Below are 21,749 nucleotides of genomic sequence, written 5' to 3'. Positions count from 1 at the left end.
GCTCAGCTCTCGGTGGTGGACTCACCGGAGCCGGAGCCACCGCGGCGACGGCGGCGACGGCGACGGGGTGCGTCGCCGCCCTCGGTGCCCTCGGTGCTGGCAGCCGCCGGTGCCTCGTTCGCCGGGGCGTCCGCGTCCGCCGAGCGACGGGTCCGCTGCCGGGCGGGACGATCCGCGCGCTGCTCGCGGGCGCCCTCGCGGTCGCCGCCCGAGCGACCACCACGGCCACCCTCGGACCGACCGCCACGCTCGCCGCCGGACCGACCGCCACGGTCGCCACGGCCAGCCTCGGAACGGCCGCTGCTGTGCCGCTTGCCGGTCTCGCCCAGGTCCTCGAGCACCTCGGCGTCCAGGCCGGCGCGGGTGCGCTGACCGCGGGGCAGGCGGCCGGTGGTGCCGACCGGGATGTCCAGGTCGGCGTAGAGGTTCTCCGAGGAGGAGTAGGTCTCGACCGGGTCCGGGATGCCCAGGCCGAGCGCCTTGTCGATCAGCGACCAGCGCGGCACGTCGTCCCAGTCGACGAAGGTGACCGCGGTGCCCTTGTGCCCGGCACGGCCGGTGCGGCCGGTGCGGTGCAGGTAGGTCTTCTCGTCCTCGGGGCACTGGTAGTTGACCACGTGGGTCACGTCGTCCACGTCGATGCCGCGGGCGGCGACGTCGGTGGCGACCAGCACGTCGACCTTGCCGTTGCGGAACGCGCGCAGCGCCTGCTCGCGGGCTCCCTGGCCGAGGTCGCCGTGCAGTGCGCCGGCCGCGAACCCACGGTCGACCAGCTCGTCGGCGACCTTGGCGGCGGTGCGCTTGGTCCGGGCGAAGACGATGGTCAGGCCTCGGTCCTTCGCCTGCAGGATGCGGGCCAGCATCTCGACCTTGTCCAGGGCGTGCGCACGGTAGATGACCTGCTTGATGTTCTTGACCGTCGCGCCCTCGTCGTCGGGCTGGTTCGCCCGGATGTGGGTCGGCTGGGTCATGTAGCGGCGGGCCATCGCGACCACGGCGCCCGGCATGGTGGCCGAGAACAGCATGGTGTGCCGGGAGGCGGGGGTGCGGGCGAGCAGCTTCTCCACGTCGGGCAGGAAGCCGAGGTCGAGCATCTCGTCCGCCTCGTCCAGCACCACGCAGCGCACGGCGCTCAGGTCGAGGTGACCCTGGTTCATCAGGTCGATCATCCGGCCCGGGGTGCCGACGACGACCTCGACGCCACGGTTCAGCATCTCGATCTGCGGCTCGTAGGCGCGGCCGCCGTAGAGCAGCGCGACCCGGACGCTGCGCCGCTTGGAGGCGGTCTGCAGGTCACCGGCGACCTGGACGGCCAGCTCGCGGGTCGGCACGATCACCAGGGCCTGCGGCTTGCCCTGGCGCGGGAAGGTGTCCCAGCCGTCCTCGCCGGGGGCGATCACCCGGTGCAGGAGCGGGACGCCGAAGCCCAGGGTCTTGCCGGTCCCGGTCTTGGCCTGGCCGATGATGTCGTGCCCGGCGAGCGCGACCGGCAGGGTCATCGCCTGGATCGGGAACGGGGCGGTGATCCCGGCGTCGGCCAGGGCGGCGACGATCTCGGGGCGGACGTCGAAGTCCGCGAAGGTGACGTTCTCGGCCTGCACGGAGGCGGCCGTGGTGTCGATGGTCTCGATGGCGACGTCCTCGGGGAGCGGCGCGCTGGTGTCGGTGGTGGTCACAAACGACTCTTCACTCGTGCGGGTGGCGGGCCGCACATCGCGCGGGACTCGCAGGCCCCGGGCAGCGACGGGCATCGCCACGGTCTGGTCCGGCAGCCGATCGTGCAAATGTGCTGTCGGCGGCCCCGGACGAGTGACACCCGGAGCGGCACGACACGCCGTCGTCGAGACGACCGGGCAACCGCTGTACGCGGGCATCCTACGCCTGTACCCCGGATCCGGTCCCGGAACGCCGTGGATCAGCGCGCCGGGACCGGACGGATCAGACGGTGGCGGGCTGCTCGACCGGCTGGGGCTCGGGCGCTGCGCGTCGCACTCCGCGTTGCCGGCTCAGCGCCAGCAGCAGGGCCAGCACTGTCGCGCCCACCGTCACCCCGAAGGCGGCGGTGTGACCGGACGAGTCGGCGAGCGACCCGGCGACCCCGGCGCCGCAGGCGTAGCCGATGCTGGTGGCGCCGGCGAGCAGGGTCATCGCCAGGGCGCTGCGGGCGGGCGGCACCGCGTGCTCGGCCTGGGAGTACACCGAGATCATGAACGGGGCGATCGCGAAGCCGAGCACGGCGACCGCGGCGACCAGCGGGCCGAGCGAGTGGACCAGCAGCAACGGCCAGGACAGCGCGACCAGCGCGATGGACGCGACCAGCATCCGGCGCTCCTGGCGGACGCGGGCCGGGATGAACGCGGTGGCGATCCCGGCGATCGCGGAGCTGACCCCCAGCATCGCGTGCACCAGGCCGGTCACACCGGCCTTGCCCACCGAGTCGGCGAGGGCGTTGGTGCCGGTCTGGGTCGCGCCGAACAGCACGCCGACCGACCACTGGGCCAGGATCAGCACCACGAGTCCGACGGTGAGGAACCGGCCGTCCAGCCGCACCGGGGCGTGGGTCGGCGCCTCGCCGGGCGTACCGGGCGCAGCAGACACCGGGGGCATGGCGGGCACCGTGGTGACGGCGTGCACCGCCGGGCCGGTCAGTCGGGCCGTGGGGTGCAGGGCGAAGGCGGTCCCGAAGACCGCGAGCAGCACGGCGGCGGTGATCAGCGCGCCGGCGGGGGAGACCAGCACCGCGGCGATGCCGACCAGCGCCGGGCCCAGCGCGAAGGACGCCTCGTCGGCGGCTCCCTCGTAGGAGAACGCGGCATCCACCAGCCGTCGCTGATCCCCGCCGGACCGCGCGGCGAGCGGTCGCCAGCGCACCCGGGCCAGCGGGCCGACCTGGGGCAGTACGGCACCGAGGGCGGCGGACATCGCGATCATCGCGGGATTCGGCGCTCCGGCGTGCGCGAGCAGCACCAGACCGATCAGTCCGGCGGTCCCGGCCAGCGACTGGACCAGGACCACGATCCGCTGACCGTGCCGGTCGCAGAGCATCCCGGCGATCGGGGCACCGACGGCGTTGGCGACCGCCAGCGCACCGGCGGCGACGCCACCGACCTCGTTGGAGCCGGTGGCGCGGAAGACCAGCATCAGGGTGCCGACCTGGGCCATCGCCATCGGCAGGCGGCCGAGGAACGCGACCAGGACGTAGAGCGGGCCGGTCAGCTTGAACAGGCGTGAGTATGCGGAGAGCGCATGCACGAATGACCTCTCAGGGGGTACGTCGGATGGACGCGCCTCCCCACCACCAGGTCGCGGACTACCCCTGTGCTGTGGTCAGCATAGCCGGGCGGGCTACGATCGACGGATGACTTCCGCCGCCCACGATGGCCGCCCCGAGGCAGCCGCCGACCGTTCGGACACCGTCGAGCTGCTCGGTCTGGTCGCGCATCTGCAGCACGTCGCCTTCGGGCGCCTGGCCGAGGACGCGCGGGAGGCACCGACCACCGAGCAGCAGCTGGAGCTGAGCCGACTGGCCGCCGCGGCCGTGCAGCGCCGGGACCGGGTGCTCGCCCGGGTCGGCGAGCTCGGCGGCGACCCGGAGCGCAGCCTGGGCGCGTACACCCGGCTGCTGGACGACTTCGACAACCGCACCCAGCCGAGCACCTGGTGGGAGCGGCTGCTGCGGTCCTACGTGGCCGAGGGCGTGTCCGACGACTTCTGCCGGATCGCCGCGGGGGCGGTCGACGACGTGACCCGCGAGCTGCTGCTCGAGGTGCTGGACGACGCGGCGCACGCCGAACTCGCGGTCGCCGAGCTGGAGACGGCCGGTGCGCAGGACGAGGTGCTGGTCTCCCGGCTCGCGCTGTGGGGCCGCCGTCTGGTCGGCGAGGCGCTCGGCGTGGTGCAGCAGGCGATGGCCGGACACCCGAGCCTGGCGCGGCTGGTCGGTCGCCGGGACGGTGCGCCGGAGCCGGTCGCGGCCGAGGAGACCCCGGCCACCGACCCGAAGCTGTTCGGTGAGCTGACGGCCGAGCACACCCGCCGGATGAGCCGGCTGGGTCTGACCGCCTGAGCTGACGACATGACGAAGGCCCGCACCCGGGAAGGGGTGCGGGCCTTCGTGCTGGGTCGGTCAGAGGGCGCCGAAGCCCACCGTGCCCTTGTTCTCCGTGCCGATCTCCACGTAGCCGATGGAGGCCGAGGGGACGATCACCCGGCGACCGCGCGCGTCGGTCAGCTCCAGGGTCGACTTGCTGCCGCCCAGGGCGGCCTCGACGGCGGCGGCGATCTCGTCCGCGCTCTGCGCCGAATCGATCACCAGCTCGCGGGGAAGGTTCTGCACACCGATCGTGATGTCCACGCTTCGTCGTCTCCTCGCATCAGAGCTGAGTGCACCTGGCGGTGCCTGCTCCGGTCATCCTAGGTCGGAGCTCGGCCGCACGGCGCTGCGTTCGCCCTGGGCCGAGTCCTCCGGCGGCAGGAAATCCCGCACACCGCCCCAGGCGAGCCGGGTGACGAGGGCCGCGGTCTGCCGGGCGTCGGGGGAGCCGGGATCGCGCAGCCGACGGGTCGCCACCTGCTGGGCCATCGCCGCCAGGCACTGCGCGAGCACCCCGGCCGGAGCGGGGGACAGCGCCGGGACGCCGGTCAGCACATCGGTCAGTCGTTCGGTGACCAGGTCGGTGGCCCGCTCGACCCGGGCCCGCACGTCCGGGTCGTGGGTGACGTCCGACTCGAACAGCAGGGCGGCGGCCTCCCCGGTCCGGTCCACGAAGTGCAGATACGCCAGCACCACCCCGGTGATCGCGTCCCGCGCGTCCTGGACCTGGTCGATCGCCGCGTCCACCGTGGACAGCAGATCGGTGCCGCGGGCGTCGACCACGGTCAGGTAGAGGTCGAGCTTGGACGGGAAGTGCCGGTACAGCACCGGCTTGCTGACCTCCGCACGGTCGGCGATGTCGTCCATCGACACGTGGTGGTAGCCCTCGGCGGTGAACAGCTCCTGGGCCACCCGGAGCACCTGGGCGCGGCGCAGGTCGCGCGGCATGCGGGCCGGTCGTCGCTGACCGGGGGTGGGGGTCGCCATCGGGCGATGATAACCAGCGGGTGACGGGCGGCGCGGGGCGTTCCGTGTCGGTCCCATGTGATGGGATCGGGCACGTGCAGCTGCTCTCCGCCCCCCGACTGGTGCGTCCCGCGCTGGCCGATGTGGCCCCGCCGGTGGCGCTCGGCGCCGATCAGCGGGCGGCGGTCGACCTGCTGTTGTCGGGCGCGCGATCGGTGCTGGTCACCGGGGCGGCCGGGTCGGGCAAGACCGAGCTGGTGGTCGAGACCGTCGCGGCCGCGTTGTCCGCCGAGGACGGCTGGGCGACCGGGCTGCGGGCGGACGACGTGCTGGTGCTGGCGGCGAGCCGACGGGCGGCGGCGGATCTGCGCGACCGGATCGGGTCCCGGGTCCGGCGCACCTCCGGCCAGGCGATGGTGCGCACGGCGGCGTCGGCGGCCTTCGCGGTGCTGCGGCAGCGTGCGGTGCTGCTCGGCGACCCGCCCCCGGCGTTGATCTCCGGTCCGGAGCAGGATCTGGCGCTCGCCGAGCTGCTGGCCGGGCATCTCGCGGGCGAGGGGGTCGAGCTGGTCTGGCCGGAGGGCGTGCCGCCGGAGACCATCGGCCTGCGCTCGTTCCGCGGCGAGCTGCGCGACCTGGTGATGCGCGCCGCCGAGCGCGGCCTGGAGCCGGTGGACCTGGCGCGGTTGGGCCGCACCCACGACCGACCGGCCTGGGTGGCGGCGGCGGTGCTGTACCAGGAGTACCTGGACGTGACCGGGCTGCGCGGCACGACGCCGGACATCGGGGCGCGCTACGACCCGGCGGTGGTGGTCGAGGAGGCCGCCCAGACGCTGCGGCACTGGGAGGAGGACCTGCCCGGACGCCCGCGGCCGCGCTGGCGGCTGGTGGTGGTGGACGACTACCAGGAGGCCACCGAGGCGACGGCCCGACTGCTCCGGGTGCTGGTCGACGACGGCGCACGGCTGCTGCTGGTCGCCGACCCGGACGCCGCGGTGCAGACCTTCCGCGGTGCGACCCCGGCACTGGTCGGCCGGGCGGACGCCGCCGGCGACGGCGCGGGGGAGTTCGGCGCGACGAGGCTGGTGCTGGATCGGGTGCGGCGGCACGACGGCGAGCTGCGCGCGGTCGCCGGCCGGGTGGCCGAGCGGATCGCCGTGGTCGGCGGTGCCCAGCACCGACGGGCCACCGGGGCACCGGCGGAGGTGTCCTCGACCGGCGCACCGGCCGAGGCGTCGGCACCGTCCCGCACGGTGCGGGCAGCGGTGCTGCCCAGTGCCGCGCAGGAGGCCGCCTACCTGGCCCACGCCCTGCGCAGCGCGCACCTCGAGCGCGGCGTCCCGTGGGAGCAGATGGCCGTGATCGCCCGCTCCGGCGGGCAGGTGACGGCGCTCCGCCGGGCGCTGGGGTCGGCGTCGGTGCCGGTCGCGGTGGTCGGGTCGGATGTGCCGTTGAAGGACGAGCCCGCCGTCCGGCCGCTGTTGGACGCGCTCCGGGTGGTCCTCGGCGACGAGCTCGGCGGTGCCGACCTGGACGCCGAGCAGGCAGCCCGGTTGTGCTGCTCGCCGCTCGGCGGGCTGGACGCGGTGGGTCTGCGCCGGGTGCGCCGCGCGCTGCGGGCGGAGGAGATCGCCGGAGCCGGGGACGAGCGGCGGGGCCGGACCTCGGACGAACTGCTGGTCGAGGCGCTGGGCGATCCGCTCCGGGTGGCCACGCTGCCGCTGGTGTCCCGGCGGCCGATGGAACGGCTCGCGACCGTCCTGGCCCGGGGCCGGGAGGCCGCGCGCGCGCCGGGTGCCGACCCGCAGACCGTGCTCTGGGCGCTGTGGGACACCGCCGCCCTGGCCGACCCCTGGCGGCGCGCGGCGCTCGCGGGTGGCGCCGGTGGCGCACGGGCGGACCGGGACCTGGACGCCGTGCTCGCGCTGTTCCGCGCCGCCGAGACCTACGTCGACCGGATGCCGCAGTCGCCGCCGGCCGCCTTCCTGGCCTGGGTGGAGTCGCAGGAGCTGCCCGCCGACACCATCGCCGCCCGCGCCCGTCGGGACGCGGTCAGCGTGCTGACCCCGGCCGGTGCCGCGGGCCGGGAGTGGGAGCTGGTCGCGGTCGCCGGGGTGCAGGAAGGGGTGTGGCCGGACCTGCGGCTGCGCGACTCGCTGCTCGGTGCGCAGGCACTGGTCGACGTGCTGGCGGGCCGCAGCGACGACCACGGGGCGGATCACGGCGCGGCGGCGCGGGCGGCGGTGCTGGCCGACGAACTGCGGTCGTTCTACGTCGCGGTGTCCCGCGCCCGGAGCCTGTTGCTGGTGACGGCGGTCGCCGACGCCGAGGAACAGCCGTCGCCGTTCCTCGACCTGGTGGAGCCGCAGGAGGAGGACGACGACCCGCGCAAGGTCGGCGCCCCCGCGCCGCTGGACCTGCGCGGACTGGTCGGGTCGTTGCGCGCCCGGCTGGAGCACACGGCACGCCTGGGTGCCCCCGACCCCGCGGCCGCCCGGGTGCTGGCGCGGCTCGCCGAGGCCGGGGTGCCCGGTGCCGACCCGGCGCAGTGGCACGGGTTGGCGCCGGTGAGCACCGACGAGCCGCTGTGGCCGGAGGGTGAGCGGGTGCCGGTGTCGCCGTCCAGGATCGAGACCGCCGGGACCTGCGCGCTGCGCTGGGCACTGGAGGCGGCCGGTGGCACCGCGCCGAACTCCTCCCGCCAGACGCTGGGCACCCTGGTGCACTCGATCGCCCAGCGGTTCCCGCGCGGCACCCGTGCCGAACTGGCGGCGGAGCTGGACCGCCGCTGGCCGGAGCTGGGCCTCGGCGACGGGTGGCCCGCGACGCTGGAGCGACGGCGGGCGGACGGGATGATCGATCGGTTGGCCGGGTACCTGGCCCAGGCCGGCGACCCGTTGGCCGTGGAGGCGAGCTTCGAGCTCCCGCTGGACCGGGCGCTGGTCCGGGGCAGCATCGACCGGGTCGAGTCGGCGGGGGAGGACGGTGCGGTGCGGGTGGTCGACCTCAAGACCGGCCGGACCATCGCCAAGGCCGAGGAGGCGGCGACCAATCCGCAGCTCGGCGCGTACCAGCTCGCGGTGGACGCCGGTCGCGTGGAGGGGCTGCCGCCGGAGGCGCACGCGGTGGGCGCCCAGCTGGTCTACGTCACCGACCAGAACAAGGCGGCGGCGATCCGGACCCAGGACGGTCTGGGTCCGGAACCGGAGACGTCCTGGGCCAGGACCCACATCGAGGAGGTCGCCGAGCGGATGGCGGCGTCCACCTTCCACGCCACGGTGAACGGGATGTGCGACCGCTGCCCGGTGCGACGGTCGTGCCCGATCCGCGACGAGGGCGGGCAGGTGGTCCAGTGAGCGCGCAGACCGGGACGCGGCTGTCGGCGCGGGACATCGCGGGGCTGCTGCGCCGCGATCCGCCGACCGACGAGCAGGTGGCGGTGATCGAGTCGCCGCTGCGACCCGCTCTGGTGGTCGCCGGTGCCGGATCAGGCAAGACCGAGACCATGTCCGCCCGGGTGGTGTGGCTGATCGCGAACGGCCTGGTCGCACCGGAGCAGGTGCTCGGCCTGACCTTCACCCGCAAGGCGGCCGGGGAGCTGGCGGAACGGGTGCGCCGACGGCTGCGGCACCTGGCCCGGGCCGCGGCCGCCGAGGGGATGGCCCTGCCCGGACTGTCCGCCGCCGACGACACCGCGCTCGCCACCATCGCCCGGCCGACCGTCTCCACCTACAACGCCTACGCCGCCTCGCTGGTGGGCGACCACGGCCTGCGGTTGGGCATCGAACCGGCGGCCAGGCTGCTCGGTGAGGCGGCCCAGTGGCAGCTCGCGAGCCAGGTGGTCGAGTCGTGGACGGCCGACCTGGACACCCGGGCGGCGGTGTCCACCGTCGTCGACGCGGTGCTGTCGCTGTCCGGCGCCCTGGACGAACACCTGCTGGAACCCGAGGACGCCCGGCGCGGCATCGAGCAGATCATCGAGGCGATCCAGGCGACCCCGCCCGGGACACCGCCGCGTCGGCCGTACGCGGACGTGATCAAGCTGGTGGACGCCCTCGGTGAGCGGGCCCGGGTGCTGGAGCTGGTCGCCGAGTACCGGCGCCGCAAGCGGGCGTCCGACGCCCTGGACTTCGGCGATCAGGTGGCGATCGCCGCCCGGCTGGCCCGGGACGTGCCGGAGGTCGGGGCGACCGAACGCTCCCGGTTCCGGGTGGTGTTGCTGGACGAGTACCAGGACACGTCCTACGCCCAGCTGGTGCTGCTGTCCTCACTGTTCGGCGGCGGCCACCCGGTCACCGCCGTCGGTGACCCGCACCAGTCGATCTACGGCTGGCGGGGCGCGAGCGCGGGCGGCCTCGAACGGTTCCCGGAGACGTTCCCGATCGTGGCCGAGGACGGCGACCGGCGCCGCGCCGACCTGCACCAGCTGTCCACCTCGTGGCGGAACGACCGGGCGGTGCTGGCGGCGGCGAACCTGGTGGCCGCCCCGCTGCGCCGGGCCGAGAGCGCGCGGATCGAGCTGCCCGAGCTCGGTGCCCGGCCCGGTGCCGGACCCGGTGAGGTGCTGGCTCGGATGCTGCCCACCGTCGAGGACGAGGCGCGCGCGGTGACCGAGTTCGTGGCCGGGCAGTGGCGGGCCGCCGGCCCGGACGGGTCGGGGCGGGTGACGGCGGCGGTGCTGTGCCGCAAGCGCGCGCAGTTCCCGGTGCTGCACGCGGCCCTGCGTGACGCCGGGCTGCCGGTGGAGGTGGTCGGACTCGGCGGGCTGCTGGCGACCCCCGAGGTGGTGGACGTGGTGGCCCTGTTGCAGGCGACCCACGACCCGTCGCGGGGCGACGCGCTGATGCGGCTGCTCACCGGTGCCCGACTGCGGGTGGGCGCTGCCGACCTGCACGCCCTGGCCGACTGGTCGATGCAGGTCGCCGACGGTCTGGACCGCCGAGCGGCGGGGGGCGAGGTCCCGGCCGCCGCCGATGTGGTGGACGAGCGCAGCATCGTCGACGCGGTGGACCAGCTGCCCCCGGAGGACTGGACCAGTTCCCGGGGCCGATCGCTCAGCGCGACCGGGCGGCACCGGTTGGCCGAGCTGGCCGGGGTGCTGCGCGCCCTGCGCGGTCAGACCTATCTGTCCCTGCCCGAGCTGGTGGTGCAGGCCGAACGCCTCTGGGGCCTGGACCTGGAGGTGGCAGCCCGTCCCGGGATGAGCCCCGGCCGGGCGCGGGCGCACCTGGACGCGTTCCGGGATGTCGCCGTGCAGTACGCCGAGTCCACCGACGACCCGACCCTCGGCGGGTTCCTCGCCTGGCTGGAGTCCGCGGACGCCCACGAGCAGGGCCTGGACATGCCGGTCACCGAACCGGACCCGGATGCCGTGCAGCTGATGACGGTGCACGCGGCGAAGGGCCTGGAGTGGGATGTGGTCGCGGTGGCCGGGCTGGTCGACGGCGGGCTGCCGAACACCGCCACCCAGGGGCCGCAGGGGCCGACCGACTCGGGCTGGCTGACCGGCCTGGGCGAGCTGCCCTACCCGCTGCGCGGCGACCGGCACGACCTGCCCGAGTTCGGGTACGCCGGGGCGGTCGATCCCAAGGACCTGAACGAGCGACGCCTGCAGTTCCGCCGCGACGCCGGGGAGCATCAGGTCGCCGAGGAACGTCGGCTCGCCTACGTCGCCTTCACCCGCGCCCGGGCGGCCCTGCTGCTCACCGGTGCCTGGTGGGCGGACGCGCTGAAGCCGCGACTGCCATCGGTGTTCCTCACCGAGGTCGTCGACGCCGGGCTGGCCCGGGTCGAGGACTGGGCCGAGGAGCCGGATCCCGACCAGCCCAACCCGCGCGAGGCGAGCGACACCGCCGTGCTGTGGCCCGCCGACCCCTTCGGCACCGGCAGCACCCGGCGCGCGACGGTGCAGGCGGCCGCGGAGGCGGTGCTCACCGCCAGGGCCGCCGGGGCGGACGACACCCCGACGCCGTGGGACCGCACGGTCCGGCTGCTGCTGGCCGAGCGCGCTGACGAGTCCCGGCCCGGTGCCGACGTCGAGCTGCCCGCGCACCTGTCCGCCTCCGCCGTGGTCAAGCTGGCCGGGGACCCGGCGGAGTTCGCCCGCGAGCTGCGCCGTCCGGTGCCGCAGCGGCCGTCACCGCAGGCCCGGCGCGGCACCCGGTTCCACGCCTGGGTGGAGGGGTTCTACGGCGAGTCCGCGCTGGTGGACATCGAGGACCTGCCCGGCGCCGACGACGACTCGGTGCCCGTCGACGCCGACGAGCTCACCCTGCGCGAGCACTTCCTCGCCACCGAATGGTCGGCACTGACGCCCATCGCGGTGGAGGCGGATGTCGAGACCGTGATCGGCGGCTACGTGCTGCGCTCCCGGATCGACGCGGTGTTCGCCGACCCGGCCCGACCCGGTCAGGACGCGGTGGTGGTGGTCGACTGGAAGACCGGCGCCCCACCGACCAGCCGCGAGGCCGCCGAGGTCCGCGAGCTGCAGCTGGCGGTGTACCGCCTCGCCTGGTCGCGGTGGACCGGCACGCCGCTGGACCGGGTCAGTGCGGCGTTCTGCTACGTCGGCACCGGTCAGACGGTCCGCCCCGCCCGGCTGCTCGGTGCGGAGGACATCGAGCGGATGCTGCTCGCGGTCACCCAGGGCTGAGCGCCGCGGGTCAGTCCGCGACCGGCTCCGGGTCGGGCAGCTCGCGGGTCTGCTCGTCCAGCTCGTCCAGCATCGAGACGGCGTCGGCGATCACCTCGTCGTCGTGGGTGCGCACGCCGTAGAGCAGCCACCGGACCAGGGCCAGCTCACCCGCCAGCAGTGCGCGGTCGGCGATGAACGGGTCGGTCAGCTCGGTGCGGCGCAGCTGGTACGCCTCCATCACCGAGTCCACGGCGTCCTGCGGTGCCGCCACCAGAAGCCACGCCAGGTCGTCCGCCGGGTCGGCCACCTTGGCCTCACCCCAGCTGAGCACGCCGGTGATCTCTCCGTCGGCGGTCAGCACGTGATCGGCGGACAGGTCGCCGTGCACGACGGTCGGGCTGAACTTCCACAGCGCGATGTCCTCCAGCCGCTCCTCCCACCGGCGCAGCAGGGTCGCCGGGACCCGGCCGGTGCGCGCTGCCTCGTCCACCTCGGACTGGCGGCGCTGGCGGTAGGCGGCGGCGTCGTACACCGGCAGCCCCGCCTCCTCGATCAGGGTCGGCGGCAGTTCGTGCAGCGCGCCGATCGCCCGGCCCAGGGCGGCGGCGGTGCCGGGCCCCGGCTGCAGGCGGTCGAGCGGCACCGGGCGGCCCTTGAGCTGGCGGTACATCACCGCGCGCCCGCCCTCGTCCAATGGGGCGGTGCCGACGGTGCGCGGCACGTCGAAGGGCAGCTTGCCGTCGTCCACCGCCTGCGCGAGTCCGCCGAGCAGCACCAGCTCGGCCTCCAACGCGGCACCGGCGGCCGACGACCGTGGTGCGCGCACCACCCAGCGGGCGTTCTGGGCGTCCGTCACCACGGCGGTGTCGTCGTCACCCCCGGAGTCGGTCGCCCGCACGGCACGGGCATCGAAGCCGGGCACGGCGACGGTCGCGAGGGCGGCGAGAGCAAGGGGTGAACGCACTCCCACAGGGTAGGCGGGTCCGCGGGCAGCGCAGCCCGGCACGGCCGGGCGTGTCCCGTTCCGGCGTGTCGGGCGGATCGTCCCGTCGGGTGCGATGCGGCGGGCACCCCTCTGGCGGCAGCCGTCGGTCGGGACGCGTACGGTGACGTGGTGCTCGACTCCGAACTCCCGCTGTCGCGCACGGTGACCGACCGTGCCGCCGACCTCCGTCGCGACCCCGCCCTGCTGGACCGTCTGATCGAGCAGCAGGACAGCCGGGTGCTGCTGGTCAGCTCCGGCAAGGTCGTGGCCCGCACCGACGGCCGTCGCCCGTCCGTGGTCTGGTTCTCCCCGGCGGAGGCCGCCCTGCGCGCGCCCACCGGATCGCTGGCCGAGCGCTGGGCGTTCCTCGGCTACGACGACGCCGACCGGATCCCCGGGGTGGCCGTCACCGAGTCCACCGACCGCACGCCACCGGCCTATCTCGCGCACCAGGTGCCCGACCCCGAGGTCGCCGCCCTCCCGGCCGACGCGCGCTGGGTGCCGCTGCGCGAGATCGGCGCCGACCTGTCGGCCCGGGACGCCGGTCTGGCCACCGCCGCGGTCGCGCTCTACGAGTGGCACGTCCGCCACCCGCGCTGCCCCCGCTGCGGGGCGGTGACCTACACCGTCCAGTCGGGATGGGTGCGTCGCTGCGTCGCGGACGGCTCCGAGCACTACCCGCGCACGGACCCGGCGGTCATCATGGCCGTGGTCGACCCGGACGACCGGCTGCTGCTGGCGAACTCCGCCGCCTGGCCGGCCAAGCGGTACTCGACCCTGGCCGGGTTCGTGGAGCCGGGGGAGTCGGTGGAGCACGCGATCCGGCGCGAGGTGCGCGAGGAGTCGGCGATCGTGGTCGGGGACGTCGAGTACCAGGGCAGCCAGCCGTGGCCGTTCCCCGCGTCGCTGATGCTCGGCTTCCGGGCGCACGCCACCAGCACCGAGATCGCCGTGGACGGTGACGAGCTGGCCGACGCGCAGTGGTTCACCCGGGCCGAGCTGCACCGCGCCGTGGCGGTGGGCGAGGTGATCCTGCCGCCGCACACCTCGATCGCCCGGGCCCTGATCGAGGACTGGTTCGGCGGCGAGCTGCCCGCCGGCCCGCAGCCGGACGCCTGGCGGGACTCGGTGGCGGCGACCAACGCCGGCCCCGCCGGTCACGCGGACGACGGCGGGGCCTGACGGTCACCCGGATCACGGCGCTGTCCGGCGGTCGACCGGGCGGTGACCCGGGCGACCGCAGGGCGGGTCAGACGCCGAGCGCCTGCTTGACCTGGACCAGCGACGGGTTGGTCATCGCCGAACCGTCCGGGAACAGCAGGGTCGGCACGGTCTGGTTGCCGCCGTTGACCTGCTCGACGTACGCGGCGGCCTCCGGCAGCTGCTCGATGTCCACCTCGGTGTAGCCGATCCCGGCACTGTCCAGCTGGGTCTTCAGCCGACGGCAGTAGCCGCACCAGGTGGTGGTGTACATCGTCACGGAGCCCTCGGCGGGCAGCTGCTGGGTCATGTCGGGCCCAACGCCGACGCCCGTGCGACGCATTCCCGGGCTGTCGGCGGCAGGTGCGAGGATGCCAGCGATGTCCCCCGACGACCTGCTCGACGCCCTCGACCCCGACCAGCGCGCGGTGGCCGGTGCCCTCACCGGGCCCGTCTGCGTGCTCGCGGGGGCCGGAACCGGCAAGACCCGGGCGATCACGCACCGGATCGCCTACGGCGTGCGCACCGGTGTGTACGCCCCGACCAGCGTGCTCGCGGTGACCTTCACCGCCCGGGCGGCGGGGGAGATGCGCACCCGACTGCGCGACCTCGGGGTGGCCGGGGTGCAGGCGCGCACCTTCCACTCGGCGGCGCTGCGGCAGCTGCGGTACTTCTGGCCCCGGGTCGTCGGTGGCCCGGTGCCCGAGCTGCTGGCCCAGAAGGCGCCGGTGGTCGCGGACGCCGCCCACCGGCTCGGCCTGTCGGTGGACCGGGTTGCGGTGCGCGACCTCGCCTCGGAGATCGAGTGGGCGAAGGTCAGCCGGATCACCGCCGAGGACTACGAGACCGCCGCCGCGGCCGCCGGACGACCGGCCCCGGCCGGACACGACCACCAGGTGATCGCCCGGCTGATCACGGCGTACGAGGACGCCAAGGACGCCCGCGGCGTGATGGACATGGAGGACATCCTCTGGCTGCTGGCCGGGATGCTGGTGGACAACGGGGCGGTCGCCGACGAGGTGCGGGGCCAGTACCGCCGGTTCGTGGTGGACGAGTACCAGGACATCTCGCCGCTGCAGAAGTTCCTGCTCGACCAGTGGCTCGGCGGCCGGGACGAGCTGTGCGTGGTCGGCGACCCGGCGCAGACCATCTACTCCTTCGCCGGGGCGACGCCGCACTACCTGACCCGGTTCACCGCCGACCACCCGGGCTCGCAGGTGGTGAAACTGGTCCGCGACTACCGGTCGACCCCGCAGGTGGTCGGTCTGGCGAACGAGGTGCTGCGCCGGGCACCGAAGGAGAACGGCTGGCAGCCGCTCGAACTCATCGCCCAGCGACCGTCCGCCGGGCCGGTGCGGTTCGCGGTCTACGACGACGACGAGGCCGAGGCCGCCGGGGTCGCCACCCGGATCAGTCGGTTGATCGCCGCGGGCACCCGGCCGAGCCAGATCGCGGTGCTGTACCGGATCAACTCCCAGTCCGAGGCCTTCGAGCAGGCACTGGCCGCGATCGGGATCGGCTACGTGCTGCGCGGTGGCGAACGGTTCTTCGCCCGCCGCGAGGTGCGGGACGCGATCACCACGCTGCGCGGTGCCGCGGTCGCCGCCGACCCGGACGACTCGATGCCCCAGGCCGCCCGGGACGCGCTGCGCGCGGTCGGCTGGTCGGAGGAGGCTCCGGCCGCCCGGGGTGCGTCCCGGGAGCGCTGGGACTCGCTCTCGGCGCTGGTCGCGCTGGCGGACGAGCTGGCGAGCACCGCGGAGAAGGCCGGCGGCCGGGCCACGGTGGCGGATCTGGTCGCCGACCTGGACGAGCGCGCGGCGGCCCAGCACGCCCCGACGGTGGAGGGCGTGACGCTGGCGTCCCTGCACGCGGCCAAGGGCCTGGAATGGGACGCGGTCTTCCTGACCGGACTGAGCGAGGGCCTGGTGCCGTGGGCCTCCGCGGACACGACGGCCGACCTCGCCGAGGAGCGACGGCTGCTGTACGTCGGGGTGACCCGTGCGCGCGAGCACCTGGAGCTGTCCTACGCCCGGTCGCGCACCCCGGGTGGCCGCGGCAACCGGCGGCGCTCGCGGTTCCTGGACGGACTGTGGCCCAGCGACGGACGAGGCCGCTTCGGTCGCCGGGAGGTCGAGTCGGTGCCGCGGACCACGGGGGAGCCGGACCCGGCGCTGCTGGCGGCGCTCAAGGAATGGCGGCGGGAGGTGGCGACCCGGACCAGCAAGCCGGACTTCACGATCATCGGCGACGTCACCCTGGCCAGCATCGCCGAGCTGCGACCGGCGTCGGTGCCCGATCTGGCCCGGATCCACGGCATCGGACCGGCCAAGATCGACCGCTACGGCACCGAGCTGTTGGACCTGGTGGCCCGCGCCGGAAAAGTCGTCGGTTAATTCGGTTGTGCCCCCGTCCGGGGGCGCTCTAGTGTGACTTCTGCCCGATGAGAGACCGCGCTGTGTCCGACACAGTCCGGCGCAGACGAGAGGAGGTGGACCCGCGATGAAGAAGCTCAACATGATCGGTTCCGGTGCGATGGCACTGCCGATCCAGGTGTCCACCTTCGGTCGGGTCCAGGGGAGTGGTGTGTCCGCAGTGCGGAAGTCCACCCGTGGCGGCGAGGCCGCGTTCGGCCAGATCGCTTTCGGCGACACCACCCTCGGCTACACCGGCCGTCTGCGCGGCACCGGTGATGCCCCCGCCCCCGACTCCGTCCTCTCAGGAGCGCTCAGCTAGAGCGCCAGTCCTGTCAGGCCACGGAGTCCCCGGATTCCGTGGCCTTTCTCTTTGTCCCACCTGATGGTCGGGGCGAGGTGGAAGCACCGGAATCCACCTGCCCCATCAGCTTTTTCGCACCACATCAGGAGGACATCGTGCGGCTCACCTCGCTGCTCGACACGGTCGGACTCGGCGGGTCCGGTCCGTGGCCCCCCGTCACGTCGGACACCGACCACACCCAGTTCGACGCGCTGGTCGCGGGTCTCATCCCGTGCCGCTCCCACGACCCGGAGCTCTGGTTCGCCGAGCGCACCGCCGAGGTCGAACAGGCCAAGGCGCTGTGCCGGGAGTGCCCGTTGCTCGAAGGGTGCCTGGCCGGGGCGCTGGAACGAGAGGAACCGTGGGGGGTCTGGGGCGGACAGGCGTTCGTCGGCGGTCAGGTCGTGGCGGTCAAGCGTGGCCGGGGTCGGCCGCGCAAGGACGCCAGCCCCGCCGCCTGAGATGACCTCGACTCAGCGACATCTGGTCGCCGTGCAGGTCGCTCAGAGCGTCGGCCCCGGTTCCGTCACCGGGAGGGCGGCGCATCCGCAGTCCGGATGCGCCGCCCACTCCCGCAGGCGAGGTTCCAGTCGCGGCAGGGCGACCTCGTACTGCCGTCCGGTGGTCACCGGCTGACCGCTGTCCATCAGCGTCACCGCCTCCGCGGCCGCCAGACCCCCGGCAACCGTGGCGAGCACCACCGGCTCCCGGGTGGACCGCCGTCCCGCCGCCAACAGTCCCAGGACCCGGGGCCAGTGCGGATCGCGGTCGGCACGCGCCAGCTCGACGCAGCGTTGGCAACAGCCGACACCCGGTCGTGCCAGCGGACCGACCAGGGCATCCGCCTCGCGGAGCACCACCGGGAGCTGAGGCAGCCCGGTCGAGGTCAACCGCAGGCCCAGCTCCGGGTCCACCACATCCGCGGACACCGTGATCACCAGGTCCGGGTCCCGGTTCGCCCGCGCCATCGACCCGGTCCGGATCCCGGGCGCCATCGTGCGCAGCAGGTCGGCCACCGCGGTCTGCCGGGTCCGGCCGAGATCGCCCGGGGACAGTCCGGTCCCGGTCTCCGCCGCCGACACCGGGCGCTCGTCGTCGAGCAGCACGGTGCCGATCCCCGCCCCCGCCAGCGCGGACGCGATCACCACCCCGGTGCGGCCCAGCCCGACGATCGCCACGCTCGCCGCCGCCCGGCGACGACGGACCCGGTGCGGATCGCCGTCGTCGACCAGCGCGGTGGCCACACAGTCCGGGACCAGACGGTCCGGCATCGACCCGGTGTGCGGCCGCGGGGCGCGGACCAACCCCAGCCGATCCAGCTCGGTCAGCACCGACTCGGGCAGGGCGGCGCGCAGCGAACGGTCAGCTCCGCGCTGCACCGCCGTGCACTGCGCCGAGGTGAGTCCGTGCAGCCGCACCGCCCAGCGGGGATCGGTGCCGATCTGGACCTGGTCGTCGTCGATGCGCAGCACCCGCACACCACGTCGTAACAACATCGCGCCACCTCCTGGCAGCACGGTGGCACGGTTCGGGCGGGCCGAACCGGTTGTCCACAGGCCGGGTGGTCAGGCCTTGCCGAGGATCCGGTTCAGCTTGGTCCCGCACTCGGGGCACACGCCCTTGGCCATCCGGCGACCGGACTCGGCGATGACCACGTCCCCGGTCGTCTCCCGCTTCTCCTTGCACTTCACGCAGTAGAACTGGCCGGTGTAGGTGTCGGACATCGGATCTCCTCGGCTGGTGGACGAAGCGCCCAGTATTCACGCCCGCCGGGGTCCGGGTCAGCAGTTCGCGTGGTCGAGTTCACACGCCGTGAGCAGGGCACCCGCTACGGTGTCGTCCGTGCGCCAGCACCGGGAGGGGAACGGCGGGCCGGAGGACACCGGTGCCGCTGCCGGGTCGAGCGCCCAGGACGCCGCCGATCTGCTGCCCGGTCCGGTGGAGGTGCGCAGGTCTCGGCGCCGGTCCCGGACCGTGACCGCCTTCCGGGAGAACGGCCGCACCGTGGTCGCGATCCCCGCCCGGTTCACCCGCGCCCAGGAGCGCGAATGGGTCGGCAGGATGGTCGAGCGCCTCGCCCGCCAGGAGCGGCGACGCCGACCCTCCGACGACGGGTTGGCCCAGCGCGCGGCGGCGTTGTCCGAGCGGTACCTCGGTGGCCGGGCGGTGCCCTCGTCGGTGCGCTGGTCGTCGAACCAGGGCCAGCGCTGGGGGTCGTGCAGCCTGGGGGACGGCAGCATCCGGATCAGCGACCGCCTGCGCGGCATGCCGTCCTGGGTGACCGACTACGTGCTGCTGCACGAGCTGAACCACCTGCTGCACGCCGGTCACGGCCCCGAGTTCTGGGCCGAGCTGGAGTCCTACCCCCGCACCGAACGGGCGCGCGGATTCCTCGACGGCTGGTCCTACGCCGACCGCGAGGGCGGGCGGCCGCAGTCCTCCGACGAGGAATCCGACGACTGACCGTCAGCTCTGCTCGTCGTCCTCGCCCAGGATCTCGGCGAGTGCCCGGTCCAGGTCGGCGTGCTCGTCCTGCGCCGCCTGCCGCCGACCCTGGTAGCCGGTCGGGTCGTCGAGGTCCTCGGCGGTCGGCAGCAGGTCCGGGTGGTCCCACACCGCGTCCCGGCCCTCGGGACCCGACTCGCGCGCGATCAGCGCCCACAGCGCGGCGGCGTCCCGGGAGCGACGGGGCCGCAGCTCCAGGCCGACCAGGGTGGCGAAGGTCTGCTCGGCGGGCCCACCGGCGGCACGGCGACGACGGATCATCTCGCGCAGCTGCATGGTGTGCGGCAGGTGCGGGAGGGTCGCGACCGCGGTGACCTCGTCCACCCACCCCTCGACCAGGGCGAGCGCGGTCTCCAGGCGTTCCAGCACCGCCTGCTGCTCCGGGGTGTTCTGCGGGGCGAACACGCCGGAGGACAGTGCGCCTTGCAACGCCTGCGGGTCGGTGGGGTCGATCGACCGGACCGACTCCTCCAGGCTCTCCAGGTCGATGGAGATGCCGCGTGCGTAGGCGTCCACCGCCGACAGCAGGTGACCGCGCAGCCAGCCGACGTGGGTGAACAGTCGGGCGTGCGCCGCCTCGCGGGCGGCCAGGAACAGGCGGACCTCCTCCAGCGGAACGTCCAGGCCCTCGGCGAAGTCGGCGACGTTGCCCGGCACCAGGGCGGTCGCGGGGGAGTGCACCAGCGGCAGCCCGACGTCGGTCAGCCCGAAGACCTCGCGGGCCAACGACCCGGCGGCCTGGCCGACCTGCATGCCGAAGACCAGGGAACCGAGCTGACGCATCATCTGCGCCGGGTCCATCCCGGCCCCGGCCAGACCGGGCGGCAGGTCCAGCGACTCCGGCAGCTGACCGGCGAGGGTGTCGGCCAGCGCCTTCGACATCGAGGTGGCGACCGGCTCGGTCAGCAACCGCCAGGTCGGCAGGGTCTGCTCCACCCACTCCGAGCGGGACAGGGCCTTCGCCGGGCCGCCGGCCGGGGGCAGGTCGGTGGCGGCGTCCAGCCACAGCTCGGCGACCGACAGTGCCTCGGTGGCCTCCCGGACCTGCTGCGCCGTCAGCACCGGGTCCCCGCCGGTGACCGCGATCTGCCGGGCGGCGTCGTGCGCGACGTCCCAGTTCACCGGGCCGTCGCCGCTGGAGGCCAGCATCCGCTGCACCTGGGCGATCATCTGCTGCAGGGCGGCGGGGTCGTTCGGCAGGCCGGAGGCGGCGGCCATCTGCGCCGGGTCCAGGCCCTGCTCGCGCATCTGGCGCAGCGCCTCGTCGGCGTCGGGCCCGAACATCTGCCGCAGCATCTGCTCCCAGGCCGATCCGTCCGGCTGACCGGAGGTGGGGGTCACGTCGTCCATCGTCAGCTCCCGGGGGTCGTGGTCGGACCACGGTAACGACCGAAGGCTGTGCGGACCCTGGGCGCGGGGGTCCGGTTCGCTCACGGCGCAGCGCAGCCGGTTCCCAGGTCGGTGCGGCATGATCGTCCGGTGTCCGACCCGCTGCAGCCCGTCCCCGTCGACCCGTTCGACGTGGAAGCACCCGCCAGCCCACCGGTGACCCGCCGCGCGGCGCTGCTCACCTTCGGGATGCTCGGTTCGGCGGCGCTGCTGCTGGCGATGCTGCTGCTGCCGGTGCCCTACGTGGTCAACAGCCCGGGTCCGACCCTGAACACCCTGGGCGAGTACGACGGCGAACCGCTGATCAGCATCACCGGCGCCGAGACCTACGACTCCACCGGCGAGCTGCGGCTGACCACGGTGTCCAGCACCGGTGGCCCCGGCTTCCGGTCGACCCTGGTCGGGGTGGTCGCCGGCTGGCTGAGCGGATCGAGCCAGGTGATCCCGGTCGAGTACGTCTACCCGCAGGGCACCACCCAGCAGCAGGTCGCCGAGCAGAACCAGGCGCAGATGACCTCCTCGCAGGAGAACGCCACCGTGGCCGCGCTGGAGGAGCTGGGTTACACGGTGCCGACCACGATGACCATCGCCGGCACCGTCGAGGGCGGCCCGGCCGAGGGCAAGCTCCAGGAGGACGACGTCCTGGTCGCGGTGGACGGCGTCACGATGGCGTCCTACGCGCAGCTGATCGACCTGCTCAAGGAGACGGACCCGGGCAGCACCCTCACGGTCGGCGTGCAGCGGGACGGCCAGAGCGTCGAGGTGCCGATCGTCACCGGTGCGAAGGACGGCGGTGGCAGCCAGCTCGGGGTGTACATCGACCCGACCTTCGACCTGCCGGTGGATGTGTCGATCAGGATCGAGGACATCGGCGGTTCCAGCGCCGGGACCATGTTCGCGCTCGGGATCATCGACCGGCTGACCCCGCAGGACGAGGCCAACGGCGTGCACATCGCCGGGACCGGCACCATGGACCTGAACGGCGACGTCGGCCCGATCGGCGGCATCCGGCAGAAGATGGCCGGATCGGTGCGCGACGGGGCGACCTGGTTCCTGGCACCCGCCGACAACTGCGACGAGGTGGTCGGTCACGTCCCCGACGGGCTGCACGTGGTGCGGATCGACACCCTGCACGGCGCCCGGGAGGCCGTCGAGGCGATCGGGTCCGGCGACACCGCCGACCTGCCCACCTGCACCGCCGCCGCGTCGCGTTAGGTCCC

18 protein-coding genes are annotated in these 21,749 nt (G+C 74.3%); 9 read left to right on the top strand and 9 right to left on the bottom strand.

All coding sequences use genetic code 11. The annotated features are described in order from the left end of the window. Positions 1-2: 2 nt before the first annotated feature. Together HGK68_RS12320 and HGK68_RS12315 are read right to left on the bottom strand one after the other, a co-directional pair. Positions 3-1,676, bottom strand: coding sequence for a DEAD/DEAH box helicase (locus HGK68_RS12320; RefSeq protein ID WP_425483650.1), 1,674 nt, complete (start codon positions 1,674-1,676; stop codon positions 3-5). A gap of 262 nt (positions 1,677-1,938) precedes the next feature. Continuing rightward, entirely contained in the window at positions 1,939-3,252 is a 1,314-nt protein-coding gene (locus HGK68_RS12315) for an MFS transporter (RefSeq protein ID WP_169166224.1), read from the bottom strand. Between the two features lie 106 nt (positions 3,253-3,358). Here HGK68_RS12315 and HGK68_RS12310 point away from each other — a divergent pair, with 106 nt between their 5' ends. Continuing rightward, positions 3,359-4,066, top strand: coding sequence for a ferritin-like fold-containing protein (locus tag HGK68_RS12310; protein WP_169166223.1), 708 nt, complete (start codon positions 3,359-3,361; stop codon positions 4,064-4,066). A 60-nt stretch (positions 4,067-4,126) separates the two neighbouring features. Here the strand turns inward: HGK68_RS12310 and HGK68_RS12305 are convergent, their stop codons facing one another. Further along, positions 4,127-4,354, bottom strand: coding sequence for a DUF3107 domain-containing protein (locus tag HGK68_RS12305; protein ID WP_169166222.1), 228 nt, complete (start codon positions 4,352-4,354; stop codon positions 4,127-4,129). 54 nt (positions 4,355-4,408) lie between these two features. Continuing rightward, positions 4,409-5,080 (bottom strand): TetR/AcrR family transcriptional regulator, encoded by a 672-nt coding sequence (locus HGK68_RS12300; protein WP_169166221.1) that lies wholly within the window; start codon positions 5,078-5,080, stop codon positions 4,409-4,411. A gap of 74 nt (positions 5,081-5,154) precedes the next feature. Between HGK68_RS12300 and HGK68_RS12295 the strand changes: the two genes are divergently transcribed. Then, on the top strand, positions 5,155-8,415 hold the full coding sequence (locus HGK68_RS12295; RefSeq protein WP_246260353.1) for an ATP-dependent helicase: 3,261 nt from the start codon (positions 5,155-5,157) through the stop codon (positions 8,413-8,415). Beyond that, positions 8,412-11,711 (top strand): ATP-dependent helicase, encoded by a 3,300-nt coding sequence (locus tag HGK68_RS12290; RefSeq protein ID WP_206155746.1) that lies wholly within the window; start codon positions 8,412-8,414, stop codon positions 11,709-11,711. The genes HGK68_RS12295 and HGK68_RS12290 overlap by 4 nt, the downstream gene beginning before the upstream one ends. A gap of 10 nt (positions 11,712-11,721) precedes the next feature. Here HGK68_RS12290 and HGK68_RS12285 read toward each other — a convergent pair whose 3' ends face one another. After that, positions 11,722-12,657 (bottom strand): phosphotransferase, encoded by a 936-nt coding sequence (locus tag HGK68_RS12285; protein ID WP_206155745.1) that lies wholly within the window; start codon positions 12,655-12,657, stop codon positions 11,722-11,724. 150 nt (positions 12,658-12,807) lie between these two features. Here HGK68_RS12285 and nudC point away from each other — a divergent pair, with 150 nt between their 5' ends. Then, positions 12,808-13,860, top strand: coding sequence for an NAD(+) diphosphatase (nudC, locus tag HGK68_RS12280; RefSeq protein WP_246260351.1), 1,053 nt, complete (start codon positions 12,808-12,810; stop codon positions 13,858-13,860). Between the two features lie 67 nt (positions 13,861-13,927). On the opposite strand, the gene HGK68_RS12275 is transcribed toward nudC, so the two are convergent. Then, positions 13,928-14,188 carry a mycoredoxin gene (locus HGK68_RS12275; RefSeq protein WP_169166218.1) on the bottom strand — a complete coding sequence of 87 codons (261 nt, stop codon included), beginning with the start codon at positions 14,186-14,188 and terminating at the stop codon, positions 13,928-13,930. A gap of 70 nt (positions 14,189-14,258) precedes the next feature. On the opposite strand from HGK68_RS12275, the gene HGK68_RS12270 reads away from it, so the two are divergent. The 3 genes from HGK68_RS12270 to HGK68_RS12260 all read left to right on the top strand — a co-directional run bounded on the left by HGK68_RS12270 (position 14,259) and on the right by HGK68_RS12260 (position 17,096). Next, complete coding sequence (locus HGK68_RS12270; RefSeq protein ID WP_169166217.1) at positions 14,259-16,274, top strand: ATP-dependent DNA helicase UvrD2; 2,016 nt, start codon at positions 14,259-14,261, stop codon at positions 16,272-16,274. A gap of 106 nt (positions 16,275-16,380) precedes the next feature. Then, entirely contained in the window at positions 16,381-16,614 is a 234-nt protein-coding gene (locus tag HGK68_RS12265) for a hypothetical protein (protein WP_169166216.1), read from the top strand. A gap of 137 nt (positions 16,615-16,751) precedes the next feature. Next, positions 16,752-17,096 (top strand): WhiB family transcriptional regulator, encoded by a 345-nt coding sequence (locus HGK68_RS12260; RefSeq protein ID WP_169166215.1) that lies wholly within the window; start codon positions 16,752-16,754, stop codon positions 17,094-17,096. A 42-nt stretch (positions 17,097-17,138) separates the two neighbouring features. Here HGK68_RS12260 and HGK68_RS12255 read toward each other — a convergent pair whose 3' ends face one another. Together HGK68_RS12255 and HGK68_RS12250 are read right to left on the bottom strand one after the other, a co-directional pair. Beyond that, on the bottom strand, positions 17,139-18,131 hold the full coding sequence (locus HGK68_RS12255; RefSeq protein ID WP_169166214.1) for a ThiF family adenylyltransferase: 993 nt from the start codon (positions 18,129-18,131) through the stop codon (positions 17,139-17,141). Between the two features lie 69 nt (positions 18,132-18,200). Then, positions 18,201-18,359: a DUF5679 domain-containing protein gene (locus HGK68_RS12250; RefSeq protein ID WP_169166213.1), complete on the bottom strand. Its 159-nt coding sequence runs from the start codon at positions 18,357-18,359 to the stop codon at positions 18,201-18,203. A gap of 199 nt (positions 18,360-18,558) precedes the next feature. Here HGK68_RS12250 and HGK68_RS12245 point away from each other — a divergent pair, with 199 nt between their 5' ends. Continuing rightward, on the top strand, positions 18,559-19,098 hold the full coding sequence (locus HGK68_RS12245) for a YgjP-like metallopeptidase domain-containing protein (protein WP_425483679.1): 540 nt from the start codon (positions 18,559-18,561) through the stop codon (positions 19,096-19,098). 3 nt (positions 19,099-19,101) lie between these two features. On the opposite strand, the gene HGK68_RS12240 is transcribed toward HGK68_RS12245, so the two are convergent. Next, positions 19,102-20,490 (bottom strand): zinc-dependent metalloprotease, encoded by a 1,389-nt coding sequence (locus HGK68_RS12240; protein ID WP_169166212.1) that lies wholly within the window; start codon positions 20,488-20,490, stop codon positions 19,102-19,104. A 129-nt stretch (positions 20,491-20,619) separates the two neighbouring features. Between HGK68_RS12240 and HGK68_RS12235 the strand changes: the two genes are divergently transcribed. Further along, positions 20,620-21,744, top strand: coding sequence for a YlbL family protein (locus HGK68_RS12235; protein ID WP_246260350.1), 1,125 nt, complete (start codon positions 20,620-20,622; stop codon positions 21,742-21,744). Positions 21,745-21,749: the final 5 nt, after the last annotated feature.

Source organism: Cellulomonas taurus (assembly GCF_012931845.1).
GTDB classification, from domain to species: Bacteria; Actinomycetota; Actinomycetes; order Actinomycetales; family Cellulomonadaceae; genus Cellulomonas; species Cellulomonas taurus.
Note: the sequence above shows the minus strand (reverse complement) of the source record. Positions and strands in the feature narration are given on the sequence as shown.

Bases quoted from the DNA above. Each gene is read 5' to 3' on its own strand.
- HGK68_RS12310 (WP_169166223.1), top strand. From the start codon at position 3,359: ATGACTTCCGCCGCCCACGATGGCCGCCCCGAGGCAGCCGCCGACCGT.
- HGK68_RS12300 (WP_169166221.1), bottom strand. From the start codon at position 5,080: ATGGCGACCCCCACCCCCGGTCAGCGACGACCGGCCCGCATGCCGCGC.
- HGK68_RS12275 (WP_169166218.1), bottom strand. From the start codon at position 14,188: ATGACCCAGCAGCTGCCCGCCGAGGGCTCCGTGACGATGTACACCACC.
- HGK68_RS12270 (WP_169166217.1), top strand. From the start codon at position 14,259: ATGTCCCCCGACGACCTGCTCGACGCCCTCGACCCCGACCAGCGCGCG.
- HGK68_RS12265 (WP_169166216.1), top strand. From the start codon at position 16,381: ATGAAGAAGCTCAACATGATCGGTTCCGGTGCGATGGCACTGCCGATC.
- HGK68_RS12255 (WP_169166214.1), bottom strand. From the start codon at position 18,131: ATGTTGTTACGACGTGGTGTGCGGGTGCTGCGCATCGACGACGACCAG.
- HGK68_RS12250 (WP_169166213.1), bottom strand. From the start codon at position 18,359: ATGTCCGACACCTACACCGGCCAGTTCTACTGCGTGAAGTGCAAGGAG.
- HGK68_RS12240 (WP_169166212.1), bottom strand. From the start codon at position 20,490: ATGGACGACGTGACCCCCACCTCCGGTCAGCCGGACGGATCGGCCTGG.